Here is a 15,948-nt window from a genome sequence, read left to right on the forward strand (position 1 = left end):
CTAGTTACTTCCCGATGCGCCGTCACCGGCTGCATCTGCCGCAGCGGCGCGCACTGCGCCGGCTGCCTTCGCTCCTGCTTCAAGGCCCTTCTGGGCTGCCATCACGCCGACACCGGCGGGGCCAGCTGCCGCAGCTCCACCCGCTGCGGCTCCGCCGCCAGCTCCCGCCGCTTTCCCGGCAGTCGCCGCCGTCCCGGTGTTTCCACCCGTCGGCGCGGGCGCAGGCTTGGTAGCCGGACTGTTGGTCGCGCCGGTCGCTTTTGGATCGCCGGTGGCTTTCGGATTGCTGGGAGAACCGCCGCCTGAACCGCCGCCCGTGTTGGCTTTGCGAATCGCGCCGGTCGCCAGTTCCGCGGCGCCAGCGCCAGCGCCGGCGGCAAGGGCCAAGCCTGCTCCGCCGCCGCCACCAACCTGGGACACCATTGGCGCTACGAAACGCATTAGTGCTGGCAGCGCCACGAGCGCCATCGCCATGAGCGCGAGGCCGGTGAGGATTTTGATCAGACCGCTCCCGTCATCCTTGAACAGGTCGGCGCCGGTCAGCTTGAATGCGGCCGCGTAGACGATCGCAGCGGCCGGCTTGTAGAGAATGAACGCGATCAGCCAGCCGGTGCACTTCTTGAACCAGGCTCGCCCGGTCTCCGTGTTCGTAAACGCTGCGGAGATGGGGAAGATACCGGCGAGCAGCACGAGCATGCCACCGCGAATCACCATCAGGATCACCTGAATGTAGGTGAAGAACGTCGCAATGATGCCGACGATGAGCAAGGCGATCAGGCCGATGGCGCTGGTTGAGCTGATGCCGATCATTGCGGTGATGTTCTGGCCGAAGTCCTTGCCAGTCGCGCCGTCAAGAATCCATTTAGAGAAGCCGTCGGCCGCCGCGACGGCGAGGCCGATACCGGTCAGACCGGCAGCTGACACAACGACCAGAGTGAAGAGCGACTGCAGCAGGTCCTTGCCTGCCTGTGCTCGCTGCGTCCAGGCCATTCGGGCGCCGGCGATGATCACCGACAGCACGGCCAGGCCGCCGGTGTACCACCAGAGCGAGTCTTGGATGTAGCCGACTGCGTCCGATGCGTTCGAAGATCCCATGCCGGGCAGGAGCGCCGCGACGATGGCAGAGGCTCCTGAGATGAGGATCACCGCGGCGATGATCACGCCGAGGCGACCGAGATGCCGCTCACCGTCGCCCCGGCGACGGTTGACCGCCAGGAGCGCCCCTCCAGCGATCAGCGAGAGTACGCAGATAGCGAGGGAGATCCACACGGACCACTGCAGGATCGTAAGAAAGCCCGATGCGCCCTGAGCGCCCTCGGCCGAGTAGTTAGTGGCGGTCGAGCCGCCACCGGTGAGGTTCGGCGTAGGAATCAGTACCCACACCGAACCGAGGGCAGAAAATGCCTTGCCAACGCCCTCCACGACGTTGTTCACCAACTGCTGCAGGCTGTCGTTCGTTGCCTTGGAGATGATGCCGGAGACGCATCCACCCGGGTCGATGATCGAGCAGGCCATTAGGCGCCCGACCAGGGGATGTAGCCGCCGAGGCTCTGCAGCTGCGCGGGTGGCAGAGTGAAGCCGCCGTCATCGGTGGTCTTGACCTTCCAATCCCCGTCGTCCCACTGCAGGGCGAAGGGGAAACTGACCAGTTCGCCAGTTGAAAGGTTGACGGCGATATCGACGGTCGCCTGGTCACCCGAATATGAGTCGAGCTTGAAGCCGGCGATCTGGTAGCGGACGGTCGTGGCACTCGTGCTCGCGGATTGCTTGAGAAGAGCGTCACGGCCCGGACCGGGCATCGTCAGCTTGTCGGCCACCTCGTGTACGAGGCTGCGGTCGGAAACGACCGCGAGCATGTTCGCGGCGGCGTAGAGGGCGCCGGTTGGCGTGTGCGCGTAGCAGCTGCGGAAGCCTGAGGACTCTACGTTGCCCGGGCCCGACCCCTTCGGGTCGGTGGGGGCTGCAACGGTGCCCACCAGCTGCCACTTGCTGTTCGGTGCTTGAGTGAGGGTCCCCGACTTCTCGAAGCCGGGGAGCCCGCAGGTGCTCCGATCGGCTGCGCTCACGCTCGTCTGCGTGGGGGTGCTGGTGGGAGCGCCTGATGAGTTCGCGCTCGGCTTCGCCTGCCCGCCGATCACTGAACTTACGACGAGGACGACCGCGCACAGCAACACGACCCCGACAATCACCGCTGCGAGGATGAATCGCCGGCTGGTGAACGGGTTCGACTCGGATGGCTGGTTGTCGGACATGCGTCTGTTCCCTTCGATCAGCTGACGAGGAAGCCGACGAGGCTGGCAGCGCCGGCGATGACGATCACGCCGGCCATTGCCATGCCGAGCGCGCCGAGGTGTGCTCCACCCTCACCACGACGGCTCTCGATCGCGAGCTTCGCGCCGATGATCATCAGGCCGATGATTACGACGCCGAGGGCGAGCCACTTCACCCAGCCCATGACGGCGATGAACTTCTCGGATCCGGGAGGGGCTGAGCCGTTCCCGGGGTCGGGGACGTCCAGCGGGACGAAGGAGTTCACGGTGTCGAGAACGGTGTGGAGCGTGTGCATTGTGCTTCCTTTCGGTCAGGCCCGGTTAGGCGCTGGTCGTGTTGGTCAGTGCGCTCACCGCGGAGATGAGCGTCCGAACGTCTTTGGGTGCGTGCTCGGGGTTGGGCGTCTCTCCGAGCCGCCATGCCTCTATCCACGGGATGTGCCAGGCGTGCGGTACTCCCCCGGAGACCAGGTGTGCGAGCTCCCTCAGGGGCTTGGGCAGTTTGCCGGGCGCGTCAGCGATGATCACGAGGCCGAGGAGGTTTACCGAGGGCAGCACACCGGATGCCCACTCGATCGCGGCGCGCTGCGCGGCCGCGAGGCCCGATGCATTCGACCGGGCTACAAGGACGATGTTCGTCGTCGCGTCGTCGTAGCCGATCGGCCAGGCATGGCCGGCGGTGCGAGATCCCGCGACCAGGTTGGCCAGGGTGGACTCCCCCGCGCCGCCATGGACGCCGAGCCACCACAGCGGTGCGGGACGGTTGACGTCTCGCCGTGGAAGCCGGTCAGCGTGATCAGGCGCGGGAACGCCCGGCTGAGGAGCGGCCGGGCGTGGGAGTTCGCGGCGAGCTCGGGGCGGCGGTGCCTCTTGAGGCACCGCCGATCCGGCAAGCCACGGATGTTGAGAGTCCGTCACCGAAGATCCCCCTTCTCGGAGTCGACTATCTTGTCTACCGCCAAGTATCACCCGAACGGGGGACGACTATCGACATACTGTCAACATGGTTACTTCGACCCCCGGAAGGAAGCTTACCCCGAATGAATGCAAATAGACCCAGACAATGGCAAACAGTGCCATTTCACTTAAACAGTGGCATAATTGCACAGCATGGAATGGTTTTCGGTTGACATGGGGGCGCTCGACGATCTCTTCGAGGGTCTCCCGACGACTCTCAGCGTGAGCGAAGCCGCGAAAGTGTTCAACGTGAGCGAGCACATCATCCGTGCAGCAATCGGCTCAGCCGACCCCGAAGAAAAGCTCCCAGCCCTGAACTTGGGACGCGGATACACAATCCTCACCGCGGACTTCAAGAAGTGGGCGCTACGGCGCTACACCGGCCACAGCGACGACTAGGAAGGCGGCCACATGGCTCAGCAGGAATCCTCCCATCCCACCATTCGGGCGATCGTGAACCCCGACGCGACCGGGCTGCTGGTGATCGAGGGGACTCACCACGAAGTCGCCGGCAACAACGACACCCACGTCCGCGAACAGATCCTCACCCAAGTCACCGGCCGAGCCCGCATGTACGGCCGGCCGGTGATGCTCATCACGCAGGACGCGATGGGCCAAGGGCAGCTGATCGTGTCCCCGGACGGCAGTGTGGAGGCGGTCGGAGAATTCATCCCTGCTGAGCCAGCGGCGGCCGCACGAAGACACCGCGCAGCGGGTGGAGGTGCCGCCGGCCTACGACGTCGAGCGCATTCCTCCGCCCCCTGCCGCGGTCGCTGCGCCGCAAGCTGCAGCGGAGCAGGCCACCGTGCCGCCGCAGGCGACGATCAGCGAGCGGCGCGCGGCCCGCGCATCCTTCCTCGAGAAGGAGGCACCCGAGCAGCCCGCCACGCAGGGATGGCGTGGCGTTCTAGCCCGCGTCGGCGTCCAGATCGCACCCTCCGAGACTGAACTGGCCGAACGCCGCGACGTCCACGCCGTGAGCCAGCATTGGCCCGGCCCACGCACGATCGCGATCGTGAACGGCAAGGGTGGCGCGAATAAGACCCCGACAACGGCGCTCCTGTCCGCGGTGTTCGCCCGCTACGGCGGCTCGGGCGTGCTCGCCTGGGACAACAACGAGACGCGCGGCACGCTGGGCTGGCGCACCGAGCAAGGCCCGCACGAGGCCACCGTGCACAACCTCCTCCCGCAGACCGAGCGGCTGCTCTCCCCCGCCGCACAGTCATCGGACCTGGCACATTTCGTGCACCACCAGACCGGCGACAAGTACGACGTACTGCGCTCCAACCCGCAGGCGCTCTCCGCTGACCAGCGGATCAGCCGCGTCGAGTTCGACGCGCTCCACCAGGTCGCCAGCAAATACTTCCGGCTGATCTTCATCGACTCCGGCAACGACGAATCCGCCGAGCGGTGGCAGCAGATGATCGACCGAAGCGACCAGCTCGTCATCGCCACTACGGCGCTCGGAGAGCACGCGGAAGCCGGCGCGCTTCTGCTCGACGGCCTGGCACAGCGGGACGAACGCTCCGCAGCCCTGGCTGACAACGCCGTTGTCATCGTCTCCCAGTCGGAGAAGAGCGCTGACAAGGGCGACGCCCAGCAGATCGCGAACGGGTTCGCGGAGATCGCGCGCCGAGTGGTCACCATCCCGTTCGATGAGGCCCTGCACAGCGGCAAGATCCGCTACGACGCCCTCAACCCGATCACGCGCCGTGCGTGGCTCGCCGCGGCGGCCGCAGTAGCGGAGGGCCTGTGAGGCGCGCCGCCGGCGTTGCCGGCGTCGCGCTCGCGGCTCTCGTCCTGAGCGGGTGTGCACCGCAACTGTCACCGGTCTCAACGCCGGTCGCGACCTTTCCCGATGGCACGACCAAGACCCCGCGCTCGACGCCCACCGATGGGCTCGATGACGGGCTGAACGCCCCGACTCCCGCTGCAGCCGACTCCAGCAGCCAGGCGGCGGCCGTGAAGCTTGCGGAGAAGTTCATGACGGCCTTCGCGCGGCCGCAGCTGGACGCGACGACATGGATTAACGCCCTGTACCCGATGCTGACCCAGCAGGGCGCAGCCGCGTACGCGGGCACCGATCCATCGAACGTCCCGGTCCACAGCGTCACGGGCAGCGGGTCGGTCGTCGACGGGGCCACCGACTACGCGCTGGTCGTGACCGTCCCCACCGATATCGGTACCTACGCGGTCTCGCTCACCCGGAAGGCACCGACCGACCCCTGGCTCGTCGACAGAATCACGCCACCGGGGAGGTAGGCACATGCAGCAAGGCGGCAAGGGGGTGCTCGCGTTACTGCTCGTCCCCGTTCTCTTCGTCGGACTCCTGTTCGGCTTCATCCTGCTCCTCGGCGGCAGCAACGCCGCCGCTGCCGCGTGCGGGCCCACCGGTGCCGGCGTCGAGGTCGACGAGAACACGGTTCCGTCCGCCGCAGTCGCCGGCTACGGCCACGATCAGCTCGTGAACGCCGCCTACATCATGAATGCCGCCGAAGCCCTCGGGCTCAGCGCCCAAGCCCAGCAGATCGGCGTCATGACCGCGATGGGCGAATCCGGCCTCCGGGTGCTCAACTACGGCGACCAGGCCGGACCCGACTCGCGCGGTCTATTTCAGCAGCGCGACAGCTGGGGCAGCCTCGCAGACCGGATGGACCCCTTCAAATCCGCGACGCTCTTCTTCGAGCGCTTGAAGAACGTCCCCAACTGGGAGACGCTCGAGCCCACCATCGCCGCGCACAAGGTGCAGGTCAACGCCGACCCGTACTACTACGCCAAATACTGGGACGCCGCCGGACAGGTCACCGCCGCACTCAGCGGCGTCACCGCCGCCCCGGCCACCGGATGCGGCAGCGGCGCCCTCGGAATGCCGCTGGATATGCCGTTCAACATGACCGACAAGTTCGGCCCGCGCAACTCGCCCACCGAAGGGGCAAGCAGCTACCACCCAGCCGATGACCTGCAGAACTGGCCGAACCCGTGCGGCAAACCCATCTACGCAATCCAGCCCGGCACCGTCGTTCTCTCCGACCGCCTCTACCTTTCGATCAAGAGCCCGGACGGCTACACAATCTCGTACCTGCACAGCCACCAGTCCGACCGACTCGTGAAGGTCGGAGACACCGTGCAAACCGGCGAGAAGATCTCCCTCGTGGGCGATGAAGCACCGGCCACCGGCTGCCACCTCGACCTCCGCATCAACGTTGTAGGCAACATCAACCCGCAAGTTGCCACGCTCTCCCTCGACCCGGCCGTGCCCGGCTGGGTCGACCCCGAGAAGTTCTACGAGCTCTTCGGCATGTCCCTCTGCAACGACACCTGCCACAGGAACTACTGATGCCGACCTTCATCCCCGCCCAACCCCGTCTGAGCGCGATCGTGCGCGCCGACGCATCCGGTGAACTCACGATCAGCGGAACCTCCCGCGCCCTGATCGCAGCCGACACCGCCCGCATGCGGGCCGGCATCATCGCCCGCTGCGCGGCGATCGGCCGGCAGGTGGGCCGCCCCGTGAGGCTGACCGTCGCCGACGTCGACGGCACCTACCAACTCGGCATCCACCCCGACGCCTTCGTGCAGATCCTCAACCCGGACGGCACCGTCGACGACGCTCCCGAGAGCGCACAGCGCATCATCGGAGACTCCCCCTGCCGGCACTGCAGCAAGCCGCAGTCCCTCCGCAACAACTACTGCACCCTCTGCGGCGTCAAGTCTCCACACGACGTCGAAGCAGGCCCTGCATCGCTGCGGGAGCGCAACTACCAATGACCCGACATGTCAACTTCGGATCGCGCCGTACCGGCGCGCCTCACTGTTTCAGTTACAGAAACTGGATTGAATCGGCACATGAACAAGCGCACTGCTACCGGCGGTCGTCCAAGCAAGGGACAGCGCAAGGCTCTTATGTCCCGAGTTGCAGTCCCCGTCGGCGAAAAGATCGAAGAGCAGGCCGCCGCGGCCGGCTATCAGTACGTCGGAGATTACATCGCGTCGATCCTTGCCCGCGAAGCGGGCATGCCGGAGCTGGCGCCTGTTCAAGCCGATCGAACGCGACTGGAGCTGCCTATCCCAGCCGCTTAAATCAAATGGCCCGCCACCTAGGTGACGGGCCGAAGCTTGATGCCGCTCATCTGACTAGTTTGGCGACCGGGACGATGAGGGGCTGTTTGAAAGATCCGGGACAAGCCCGGGGCTTTGTTTTACCTAGAACCGGGAAGAACTAGGAGTGACGACATGGTAACCCCTCATGCCTCGACGGCGACACATTGTGGTGTCACTTCGGCGTGTCGGCACCTGTCGCTCGCGCCCCTTTCCGCGCTCTCCTCCACGGTCGCCCCCAGACTCCCTCTGTCATCCCGCAGAGGTTCACGGCCGCGCAACCAGCGCGCCTATCTCCTCAGGAGCCGCCCCATAGCAACCGAGTTAAACAAGGTGGCCCGCCATCGAGATGGCGGGCCAAAGCCGATGCCTTTGCGTCTGAGAACTTTGGCCAGGGACCAGACGCAAGGTGATGTTCAGAAGACCCGGAAGGACCGGGGGATTTGTTACGCCCAGATCCAGGACCTGGAGGTGAGACCATGATAGGCACAAATAGTCCCAAATACGACGATTTGGCCGGCTTCAACGTGCGCCAGTCTGCTGGCGATGTTGATGCAGCTTGGGAGCTGACCCGCCGAATCAGCCCGCGCGATCGCGTGCGCGTGATGAAGCGAGACGCCTACGGCCGCCTCGACGAGAACAGCTATCCCAGCTTCTACCGCGTCGGACCGAGCGCACCCGCAACGCCGTGGTGCATCCGCCTGGCCGACGATGCTGGCCTGTTCCGGCTGCTCTGCTTCGACTTCGACGGCAAGGACAAGCACGGCGTCGACGCCGAGCTCATGGAGCGCGCCGTGGACGAAGCCGACGCCCTCGCCGTTATCCTCGACGAACTCTCCATCGCCTATGTGCTGTGTCAGTCCTCCGGCACCGGCGGCCGCCACATCTGGATCGCCGTGCCGGGCGGAGCTCCGGCCGACGTCGTGGCGTCACTCGCCCGCGCCGCCCGCGCGAACTATCGCACCCTCGACCACGGCATGCTCCTGAACGTGCGCGAGGGCGCCGCCCGGCCGCCGCTTTCACCCCACCGCGACGGCTCCTCGTCGACCATCATCCGAGGCAGCCTCGACGCGCTTACGGCCAGCAGGATCGTTCCTGACGAACTTCTCGCCCTCGCAGCGGTCCTCGACGAGCGGAAACCCGCTCTGAGAGCCGCTGAGAGCGCACCATCCGGCCCCGTCGACCGCTCACACCGCGCGCACCGGCAGCTCACCGCCGCCGGTGCCGCCCACATGGCCACGATCGACGGCGGCAGCAACCCGTCCTGGACCGGGTTCATGTGCCTCCTGGCGGCCGCTAACGCCGGGTGGTCCCTGGCCGACGTCGAGCACGCCGCCAAGACCGCCCCCGGGATGGAGCACTATCGCACCAAGAACACCGGCCGCGGCACGCGCCGACGCCGTTCGCTCGCCGAGGCGCGCGAACGGCTCGAACGGCAGTGGGCCAAGGCGCAGCAGTACGCGGCTGTACAACGGCCGCTCCCGGCCGCGCGCGAGGCCCGCGACCTGACAGAGCTCGACGCCATCGTGCGAGACGTCGACGACCTCCTGACGCGATTCCGCGTCGCCCCCGGCCGCTGGGGACGGACGGAAGCCGCGCTCTCCGAGCGCTCCATCCTGACCGCCCTGGCCTACCTCACCCTGCAGACCGGAAAACGGGTTGTAGCGGCCTCCATCCGTGACCTCGCCCTGATGGTCGGGCTCGGCCGCACCACGGCCGCAGACGCCCTCCAGCGGCTCGCACGCGACGGATACGTGCAGAATGTCACCACCACCGACGGCGGCAACGCCGCCGAATGGCGCTTGACCCTCACACTTTCCACAACCTCCGGCACAGTCCGGTCACAACCTCTAGATAACCCCCGCCCCCCGGCTGATCTCTTCAACGCTCGCGCTGTGCAAGTAGCCCAGCTCGAGGACGAACTAGCAGACAGCCGACACGACCTCTTCACCCGCGCCGGCCTCGGTCATCTCGCCGGAAAGCTCTACGCCGCTCTGCGTCAACATCCGGCACTCACCATTGAGGCCGCATCGCGCATCCTCGGTACTGGCATCCGCCACACCACGAGGATCCTCAGCCGTCTCCGCCGTCATCGCCTCATCGTCAAACACCGTGAAGGATGGGCGAGAGCCAAGCGAGATCTCCGAGACCAGGCAGCTCGCATGCTTGGTCTCGACGGAACGCTTCTCGATCGCGCCGAACGATATCGAGCCGAACGCGAAGTATGGGCATGGTGGCAAGCCGAGCTGACCACCATGAATGCCTCCCCCAGGATGCGTCCAAAACGCCGAAATGCGTCGAGCCGGCCACTGTTCGAGGCCGACGCGCCAGGCGAAGGATCTGGCCTCGCTACCCGCGATCCGCTGACCGTCGAGCTGACCACCGAAGCGCCCGAGAACTCGTCACAGTCGGCGCCCTCAGCCCCGAAAGCCGCTGGCAATACCTCGGAGACGCCGCCTAGCGCCGATCGCGAATTGCCCGAGCCGGCGTCGCTATGGTGGACGCGTGGATACAAAGGTTTTCGGTGCTCTCGGGGCGTGTGTTGCTGTTCTCGCTGTCGTCCTCTGCAGCTTGGCGGTCGCCATGAAATTGCCGACGCCCGTCGAGGTCGGCATGATCGCTGGAGCCTTATTGCTGTTGGTGTCTGCCGGTGGGCTGATCGGTGCCGGTATCGCCGCGCAGAAGAAGTCTGCGCGCTAGATCCATTTGTCCGGCATGCCCGGCGGCGGGAGCGTGACGAGCTCAATTCGAGCCGCTGCGCGGCACTGTTCTTGCTGCGCTTTTTTCGTCTGTCTGGCCGTTCATCGTAGTTCGCTCCGCGCCTACGTTCCGGGCTTTCGCGGCATATCCTCGCTGCGCTCCGGTATTCCACGACCCGGTACTGCGGCGCTCCCGCTCTCTATCGATTTCTCTCGCCAGACAGGCAAAAAAATCAGTTGATCGGGAGAGAGACCGTGAACACAACTACCGCAAGCCAGGGAACCGTCGAGCACATCGACCCCAACGCGATCATCATCGAAGCCAACGTGCGGCCCAGCGCCCCGCTGACCAAGGAGTTCGTGGCCAGCATCCGCGAGAACGGCGTCCTGACGCCGGTTCTCGCCAGGCGCGACGCCCAGGGCAACATCCTGGTCCGGGCAGGCCAGCGCCGCACCGTGGCTGCGCGTGAGGCCGGACTGGAGCAGCATCCCCGCCTACATCGTTGAGGCGGACGAGGCCACCGTGGAGCGCATCGTGCAGCAGATGGTCGAGAACGACCAGCGCGAAGCCCTCACCGACGGCGACCGGGCTGCAGCGTTCCAGCAGCTCGCATTCGACGGACTCAGCGTGACGGCGATCGCCAAGCGCACCGGCACCAAGCAGGCCGTGGTCAAGAACGGGCTGGCCGTCGCAGAGAACGCCGTCGCCGCATCCGCGATCCAGGAACACCAGCTCACCCTCGACCAGGCCGCAACCCTGATCGAGTTTGAGGACGACGAGGCCACTCGCGCCGAGCTGATCAAGATCGCAATCGACGACTCCGGCCAGTTCGCCCACGCGGCCCAGCGTGCTCGCGACGACCGCGCCCGGGCACAGGTCAAGGCGCAGGCCGAGGACGAACTGCGCGGCCGCGGCTACGAAATCCTCGACCACGACCGCGGGTACTACGACACCGACTACATCAACATCCGCGAGCTGACCACCGCCGAAGGCGAGCGGGTCACCCCGGATCACATCGAGAACGCCGAAGGCCGTGCTGTCTTCGTCCGCGTCTACTTCGACGGCGAACCGAACGTCAGCTACTTCCTCAGCGACCCGAAGGCCGCAGGCTTCAATAGGGCCAGCAGCCAGGGATCCACCAGCGGCCCAATGTCCGACGAGCAGAAAGCCGAACGGCGCACGCTGATCGCCAACAACAAGGCGTGGGCATCCGCGGAAACTGTGCGCCGCGAATGGCTCACGGAGCTCCTGACCCGCAAGTCGCTGCCGAAGGACGCCGCGAAGGTGATCGCCCAGGGCCTCACAACCCACCGCCGCGACGTGGGGGCCGCTGCCGCATCGGGAAACGAGCTGGCCCACCTGCTGCTCGGCATCGAGCGCGGAGGCTACTACGACGACAAGCTCGCCGCTCACGTCGAGCAGTCCCCCACCAAGGCGCAGCATGTCAGCCTCGCTGTGGTGCTCGGCGGCATCGAATCCGCAACCAGCAAGAACACATGGCGATACCCCGAAGCGACCAAAGCCGCGTACCTTTCCCAGCTCGCCGCCTGGGGATACGCTCTCTCAGAAGTCGAGCAGATCGTCATCGACCACGCAGGGACGAATAACGCGCCCCTCGCTGACAGCGAGGACGACCCTGACCTCGACGGCTAGTGAGTGAACGAGCGGCGGGTGTCCCCCACACCCGCCGCTCACACGGCCCGGGTCGCTCCCCCGGCTGCTGCCCGGGGCCGCTCCCTCCCGGCCCGGCACGGAGGCCGGCCCTGCACCTGAAGTGATATCACTCTGGTATCGGACTGAAAGTGATGTGGGGCAGCGCCCGAGGGGCACAAATTGCGCGGCGACGCAGCCGCCGCCCTGACTGGTCGCAGCGGAGCCGCTACGCGGCACTCCTCTATTTGGACGTCTTTTGTGACCTTTCCGGCTGGTCATCGTAGTTCGCTCCGCGCCTGCGCCCCGGGCTTTCGCGGCATATCCTCGCTCGCTGCGCTCGCCTGCGGTATTCCACGACCCGGGGCTCCGGCACTCCCGCTCTCTATCGATTTCTCTCGCCGGAAGGCACAAAAAACAGTTGTCCACGCAGGGAGAGAATCGTGACCAAGACCCGTCGACCCGGCAAGACCAGTGAAGAGAAGAAGGCTCAGGCAGAAGCCCTACACAACTCGATCAGCGACCAGGTGAAGCAGCTGCGCGACTCCGACCAGTGGCGGGCGTTCCTCGACTTCGCGAAAGCGTTCCATGCCTACTCGCTGAACAACCTCCTGCTGATCCTCTCCCAGATGCCCGAGGCATCCCAGGTCGCAGGCTTCCGGAAATGGCAGTCGCTCGGCCGCCAGGTGCGCAAGGGCGAGAAGGCTATCCGGATCTTCGGCTACAGCACGAAGAAGATCACCGCGGAGGACGAGAACGGCGACGAGGTAGAAATGCGGGTCGCCCGCTTCCCCATCCTCTCCGTGTTCGATATCGGACAGACCGACCTGGTGGACGGCGCCCAGGACGCGGGAACCCTCACGGCACAGCTCACCGGAGGGGATGATTTCGGCATCGTCGACGCCCTTTCCGCCTACCTCGTCGAGGAAGGTTGGACCGTCGAGCTCCGACCGATCCAGGGCCCCAGGAACGGCTACACCGACCCTGAGGAAATGGTCGTCGTTGTCCGCGCCGACCTCAGCCCCGAGCACATGGCTAAGACCCTGATTCACGAGACCGCGCACGTCATCCTGGGCCACACCGAGGACTTGGCCGAGTACGTCGAGCACCGCGGACTGATGGAGACCGAGGCCGAGAGCGTCGCCTACGTCGTCGCCGGCCTGATCGGATTCGACACCAGCGCCTACAGCGTCGGTTACATCGCCGGATGGTCGGGCGCGGATACCGACCTGATCAAGTCCACCGCTGCCCGCGTCCTCCGCGCCGCTCACCAAATCGCCGGAATCCTCGACCCCGCCGATGAGGGCGACGACACCGAAGACGCCGCCTGACACCTGGGGGAGGGCCGCTCTCGAGCGGCCCTCCCCACCAACCAGAAGGAAACCCCATGATCATCACGTACGAGCGGCCCGCCGCTCTCAACTCACAGCAGCTCGACCCCGCCGCGCCCGACGCGGGCCTCAGCCCCACCGGCCAGCAATGCGGAAACACCACCTACGACGTCGGCGGCCTCGAATGGCACTGCACGCGCGCTCCGCACCCGGGAGACGACGAGCACCGCGCCGCATTCGAGCGCAACGGTGAGGGCCCCGAGGGTGCAGTCGGATTCGCGTGGACCTACCAATACGCCGACGACGAGCCGAGCGACGGAATCGACCACGCCGCGCCGACACATTCCCTCACCGTCACACTGCGCTACCCCGAGCGAGCGGGACGGGGCATCGATACCGAAAGTGTCGCGGCCAGCATGATCCGCGCCGCCCTGGATCACTTCTGGGAAGGCGACCACGACGACGTGACAGCCACCACAACCTCCAGCCGAATGGTGCGCCGCCGGTCGTGAGGGAGCCGGCGCCCCTCACACTCCCCCGCACCCGCACCCGCACCCGCACCCGCACCCGCAGTCGGCGCGGAGGCTAACCCGACAGGATCCTCTTCGCCGGTCTTTTCGAGCGAGCCGCCGGCTGAACTTCGTCGCTGCCTGAAGGTGCTACGCCAACGGCCGGCCGGCAGGCAGGTTTTTGCCTGAATCCTCGAAACGCTCACCCGCGTTGTACTCCGACTCACGGCGATTCACTTCAGACTCCAGCGCTCGCACGAGGAATGCTGACCATGTGCGATCGCCTGCCTGGAATGCGGTCGCACGGAAGGCGGCTTTAGCTCGTCGACTCAAGTCATCAGGAACATAGAACGAGATCCGGGCCGTATCCTTCGAGCTCGCCTGAGCAGCCGCCTCTAAGGATGTTGACGTGCGGCCTTGAGCGCTATGACGGGTGGCACGAGGACGGGATTTCGAGCTGCTCACTCCCGAATCCGAGCTCCCCTCCTGCCCTTTGGTCGTTTGCTTCGGCACCTCGACCGCGGGCTCGTCCACCGCGGGCTGTTCGCGATTCTTCCGCTGGAGCAGGCTGAGATCCAACTGACGTCGAGGAGTAAGGCCCTCAATTCGGCGTGGGCTGTCAACGTCGCTCATGCGGACTGCGCCTCCTCCTGTTCGGCCGCGGTGATCCGCGAAACGATCTCTTGGCTCAAGTTGAAGTAGTCGTCAGCGACTGAGCCTGCTGTGCGCGGTGCGAGCTGCGACGCTGTCGCTTCGCCGCGAAGCACCTGGTACCACTTCGGTGCCCGCTTGACACTCTCATCGAGTTCATAGACCAGAAGTCCGCGCTCGCGCGTTGCCTGGGCGACGGCCTCAGAATGACGAATCGTGCTGCTGAAAAGAACGTCAGGATCGCTGTTGAAGAGGTTGCTCACATGGGTGCGGGCCTCAGCCTGAATCGCTGTGGCGCCCTTACCCGTGGCAACAAGCACAACCCCAAGGAGATCAATGCTGGGGTTCAACGTCAGAACGCCCTCAAGGCGAGCGGCGACACCAGCCATACCCTTCCGGCTAGACGCATCCGACTTGATCGGCACCAGCGCGTACCGCGCGGCCGCAACGGCAGCGGACTGGAGCGTCTCATCCCCTGGCGGACAGTCCAACAAGATGATGTCGTAGTTCGGCGCGATAGGAGCCAAGAGGCGAGCCAGTGAGAGCTTTGCACCATCGGGGTCTTTGCTCGCTTTTACCCCGAGAACCGCGACTGCCTCGTCCAGGCGAGGTCCCCCGACAAGCACATCAAGGTTCTGCCTGACGGCGGTCACGGGACCAACCTGCTCGCCAAGCATGAGCGCTCGAGCGAACGACTCCCCCTCATCGTCGGTTTCCTGGCCCGTGTATCCCAGGTCTTCGGCCAAGTTCCCCTGAGGGTCAAGATCGACAAGAAGCACACGGAAGCCGCTGGAAGCCAGATAGCCGGCGACGTTCGCAGAGATCGACGTTTTCAATACGCCACCTTTGCTGTTGATTACTGCGATGGTGCGGTTAAGCGCAGCGCGCTCGTTGGCGCTTAGAGGTCCTGCAGGCATCTTCACTCTCCCGTTCACATGACAAGTCTCCGGCAAAATAGCTCCATTAGCGGCAATGACACGCCTGGAGCCAATAGAACGATTGGCGCCAATAGCACTAATAGAGCGGATGGCCCTAATGGTGCGATTCCCACTATTAGAAGCATTGGCGCTAATGGCGGCAATAGTGCTATTTATGCACTGTATGCGATCCGTGCCTTGGCGGGGCGGCCCCATGCCGAAGACGTCACCCGGGCACTGCGGTGTAGGCCGCGTCGCGGATCCGTTTTGCATATAGTGACCGTTCGGGGGACTGTATGCACGGGGGAGCGGTCTACAGCGGGGCGCGACGGCACGGAGGCCGCCCGCCGACGGAGCCGCTGCGCGGCACTGAGAATGCTCTGTTTTCTTTGACCTTTCCGGCCGATCACCGTAGCTCGGCCCGCGCCTGCCGTTCCGGGCTTTCGCGGCATATCCTCACTCGCTGCGCTCCCTCCGGTATTCCACGACCCGGCACTCTCGGTGCTCCCGCTCACTATCGATTTCTCTCGCCGGAAGGCAAAGAAAAACGGTTGGTTGAGAGAGAGAAGAGAACGATGAGCACGCTCATCACGGACACCGATGACGTCACCCGGTTCTGTGGGGTCTTTTCCGACGTGACCCTCGCACACGACGTCGCCACGATGCTGGGATGCCGAGAGGCCGAAGCGCTGGCCGGGATCCTCCGGGCGTTGGGAGAGCCTGCAGCAGCCGATATGTGGCTGGACGCACACGCACACGGTGACGAGCCGGGGGACCAGCACTACCAGGCTGCACCCGAGCCCTACATCGTCCCGATCGACCCGATGGAGGACCTTCAATGCGACTCCTGCCAGTGACGGCAGAC

Annotated in this window: 18 protein-coding genes; 12 read left to right on the forward strand and 6 right to left on the reverse strand. The window is 65.6% G+C overall.

The annotated features are described in order from the left end of the window. From ACQ86L_RS21840 to ACQ86L_RS21855, 4 genes are read right to left on the reverse strand one after another with little or no spacing between them, the layout of a single operon-like run. A complete protein-coding gene (locus ACQ86L_RS21840; protein WP_392341598.1) occupies positions 1 to 1,515 on the reverse strand; it encodes a hypothetical protein in 1,515 nt (504 codons plus the stop codon). Next, positions 1,515 to 2,252, reverse strand: coding sequence for a hypothetical protein (locus ACQ86L_RS21845; RefSeq protein WP_392341599.1), 738 nt, complete (start codon positions 2,250 to 2,252; stop codon positions 1,515 to 1,517). Before ACQ86L_RS21845 ends, ACQ86L_RS21840 begins: the two co-directional genes overlap by 1 nt. Before the next feature lie 17 nt (positions 2,253 to 2,269). After that, positions 2,270 to 2,566, reverse strand: coding sequence for a hypothetical protein (locus ACQ86L_RS21850; protein WP_226657932.1), 297 nt, complete (start codon positions 2,564 to 2,566; stop codon positions 2,270 to 2,272). 25 nt (positions 2,567 to 2,591) lie between these two features. Next, entirely contained in the window at positions 2,592 to 3,188 is a 597-nt protein-coding gene (locus ACQ86L_RS21855; RefSeq protein WP_434319024.1) for a DUF6668 family protein, read from the reverse strand. Between the two features lie 183 nt (positions 3,189 to 3,371). On the opposite strand from ACQ86L_RS21855, the gene ACQ86L_RS21860 reads away from it, so the two are divergent. The 11 genes from ACQ86L_RS21860 to ACQ86L_RS21910 all read left to right on the forward strand — a co-directional run bounded on the left by ACQ86L_RS21860 (position 3,372) and on the right by ACQ86L_RS21910 (position 13,518). Then, a complete protein-coding gene (locus ACQ86L_RS21860; protein WP_434319010.1) occupies positions 3,372 to 3,626 on the forward strand; it encodes a helix-turn-helix domain-containing protein in 255 nt (84 codons plus the stop codon). A 316-nt stretch (positions 3,627 to 3,942) separates the two neighbouring features. Further along, on the forward strand, positions 3,943 to 4,983 hold the full coding sequence (locus ACQ86L_RS21865; protein ID WP_392341603.1) for a MinD/ParA family ATP-binding protein: 1,041 nt from the start codon (positions 3,943 to 3,945) through the stop codon (positions 4,981 to 4,983). Beyond that, entirely contained in the window at positions 4,980 to 5,489 is a 510-nt protein-coding gene (locus tag ACQ86L_RS21870; protein WP_392341605.1) for a hypothetical protein, read from the forward strand. The genes ACQ86L_RS21865 and ACQ86L_RS21870 overlap by 4 nt, the downstream gene beginning before the upstream one ends. 4 nt (positions 5,490 to 5,493) lie before the next feature. Then, positions 5,494 to 6,564, forward strand: a complete 1,071-nt coding sequence (locus ACQ86L_RS21875; protein WP_392341607.1) for a M23 family metallopeptidase — start codon at positions 5,494 to 5,496, stop codon at positions 6,562 to 6,564. Then, entirely contained in the window at positions 6,564 to 6,995 is a 432-nt protein-coding gene (locus tag ACQ86L_RS21880; protein WP_392341609.1) for a hypothetical protein, read from the forward strand. Before ACQ86L_RS21875 ends, ACQ86L_RS21880 begins: the two co-directional genes overlap by 1 nt. Positions 6,996 to 7,073: 78 nt before the next feature. Further along, on the forward strand, positions 7,074 to 7,307 hold the full coding sequence (locus tag ACQ86L_RS21885) for a hypothetical protein (RefSeq protein WP_143465936.1): 234 nt from the start codon (positions 7,074 to 7,076) through the stop codon (positions 7,305 to 7,307). A gap of 497 nt (positions 7,308 to 7,804) precedes the next feature. Continuing rightward, positions 7,805 to 10,135 carry a hypothetical protein gene (locus ACQ86L_RS21890; protein ID WP_392341612.1) on the forward strand — a complete coding sequence of 777 codons (2,331 nt, stop codon included), beginning with the start codon at positions 7,805 to 7,807 and terminating at the stop codon, positions 10,133 to 10,135. A 144-nt stretch (positions 10,136 to 10,279) separates the two neighbouring features. Beyond that, positions 10,280 to 10,531, forward strand: coding sequence for a ParB N-terminal domain-containing protein (locus ACQ86L_RS21895; RefSeq protein ID WP_392341613.1), 252 nt, complete (start codon positions 10,280 to 10,282; stop codon positions 10,529 to 10,531). Between the two features lie 16 nt (positions 10,532 to 10,547). Further along, a complete protein-coding gene (locus ACQ86L_RS21900; protein ID WP_434319025.1) occupies positions 10,548 to 11,678 on the forward strand; it encodes a ParB/RepB/Spo0J family partition protein in 1,131 nt (376 codons plus the stop codon). Positions 11,679 to 12,118: 440 nt separating this feature from the next. Then, positions 12,119 to 13,006, forward strand: coding sequence for an ArdC-like ssDNA-binding domain-containing protein (locus ACQ86L_RS21905; RefSeq protein WP_392341496.1), 888 nt, complete (start codon positions 12,119 to 12,121; stop codon positions 13,004 to 13,006). Between the two features lie 56 nt (positions 13,007 to 13,062). Next, positions 13,063 to 13,518: a hypothetical protein gene (locus ACQ86L_RS21910; protein WP_085370145.1), complete on the forward strand. Its 456-nt coding sequence runs from the start codon at positions 13,063 to 13,065 to the stop codon at positions 13,516 to 13,518. 147 nt (positions 13,519 to 13,665) lie between these two features. On the opposite strand, the gene ACQ86L_RS21915 is transcribed toward ACQ86L_RS21910, so the two are convergent. Next, positions 13,666 to 14,148: a ParB family protein gene (locus tag ACQ86L_RS21915; protein ID WP_392341498.1), complete on the reverse strand. Its 483-nt coding sequence runs from the start codon at positions 14,146 to 14,148 to the stop codon at positions 13,666 to 13,668. Next, positions 14,145 to 15,101 (reverse strand): ParA family protein, encoded by a 957-nt coding sequence (locus ACQ86L_RS21920; protein WP_218775167.1) that lies wholly within the window; start codon positions 15,099 to 15,101, stop codon positions 14,145 to 14,147. The genes ACQ86L_RS21915 and ACQ86L_RS21920 overlap by 4 nt, the downstream gene beginning before the upstream one ends. Positions 15,102 to 15,658: 557 nt before the next feature. Between ACQ86L_RS21920 and ACQ86L_RS21925 the strand changes: the two genes are divergently transcribed. Continuing rightward, on the forward strand, positions 15,659 to 15,940 hold the full coding sequence (locus ACQ86L_RS21925; protein ID WP_434319016.1) for a hypothetical protein: 282 nt from the start codon (positions 15,659 to 15,661) through the stop codon (positions 15,938 to 15,940). Positions 15,941 to 15,948: the final 8 nt, after the last annotated feature.

Origin of the sequence: Leifsonia sp. P73 (assembly GCF_051059105.1) — a bacterium.
Taxonomy (GTDB): Bacteria; Actinomycetota; Actinomycetes; order Actinomycetales; family Microbacteriaceae; genus Leifsonia.

Bases quoted from the DNA above. Each gene is read 5' to 3' on its own strand.
- ACQ86L_RS21840 (WP_392341598.1), bottom strand. From the start codon at position 1,515: ATGGCCTGCTCGATCATCGACCCGGGTGGATGCGTCTCCGGCATCATC.
- ACQ86L_RS21845 (WP_392341599.1), bottom strand. From the start codon at position 2,252: ATGTCCGACAACCAGCCATCCGAGTCGAACCCGTTCACCAGCCGGCGA.
- ACQ86L_RS21850 (WP_226657932.1), bottom strand. From the start codon at position 2,566: ATGCACACGCTCCACACCGTTCTCGACACCGTGAACTCCTTCGTCCCG.
- ACQ86L_RS21875 (WP_392341607.1), top strand. From the start codon at position 5,494: ATGCAGCAAGGCGGCAAGGGGGTGCTCGCGTTACTGCTCGTCCCCGTT.
- ACQ86L_RS21880 (WP_392341609.1), top strand. From the start codon at position 6,564: ATGCCGACCTTCATCCCCGCCCAACCCCGTCTGAGCGCGATCGTGCGC.
- ACQ86L_RS21885 (WP_143465936.1), top strand. From the start codon at position 7,074: ATGAACAAGCGCACTGCTACCGGCGGTCGTCCAAGCAAGGGACAGCGC.
- ACQ86L_RS21890 (WP_392341612.1), top strand. From the start codon at position 7,805: ATGATAGGCACAAATAGTCCCAAATACGACGATTTGGCCGGCTTCAAC.
- ACQ86L_RS21910 (WP_085370145.1), top strand. From the start codon at position 13,063: ATGATCATCACGTACGAGCGGCCCGCCGCTCTCAACTCACAGCAGCTC.
- ACQ86L_RS21915 (WP_392341498.1), bottom strand. From the start codon at position 14,148: ATGAGCGACGTTGACAGCCCACGCCGAATTGAGGGCCTTACTCCTCGA.
- ACQ86L_RS21925 (WP_434319016.1), top strand. From the start codon at position 15,659: ATGAGCACGCTCATCACGGACACCGATGACGTCACCCGGTTCTGTGGG.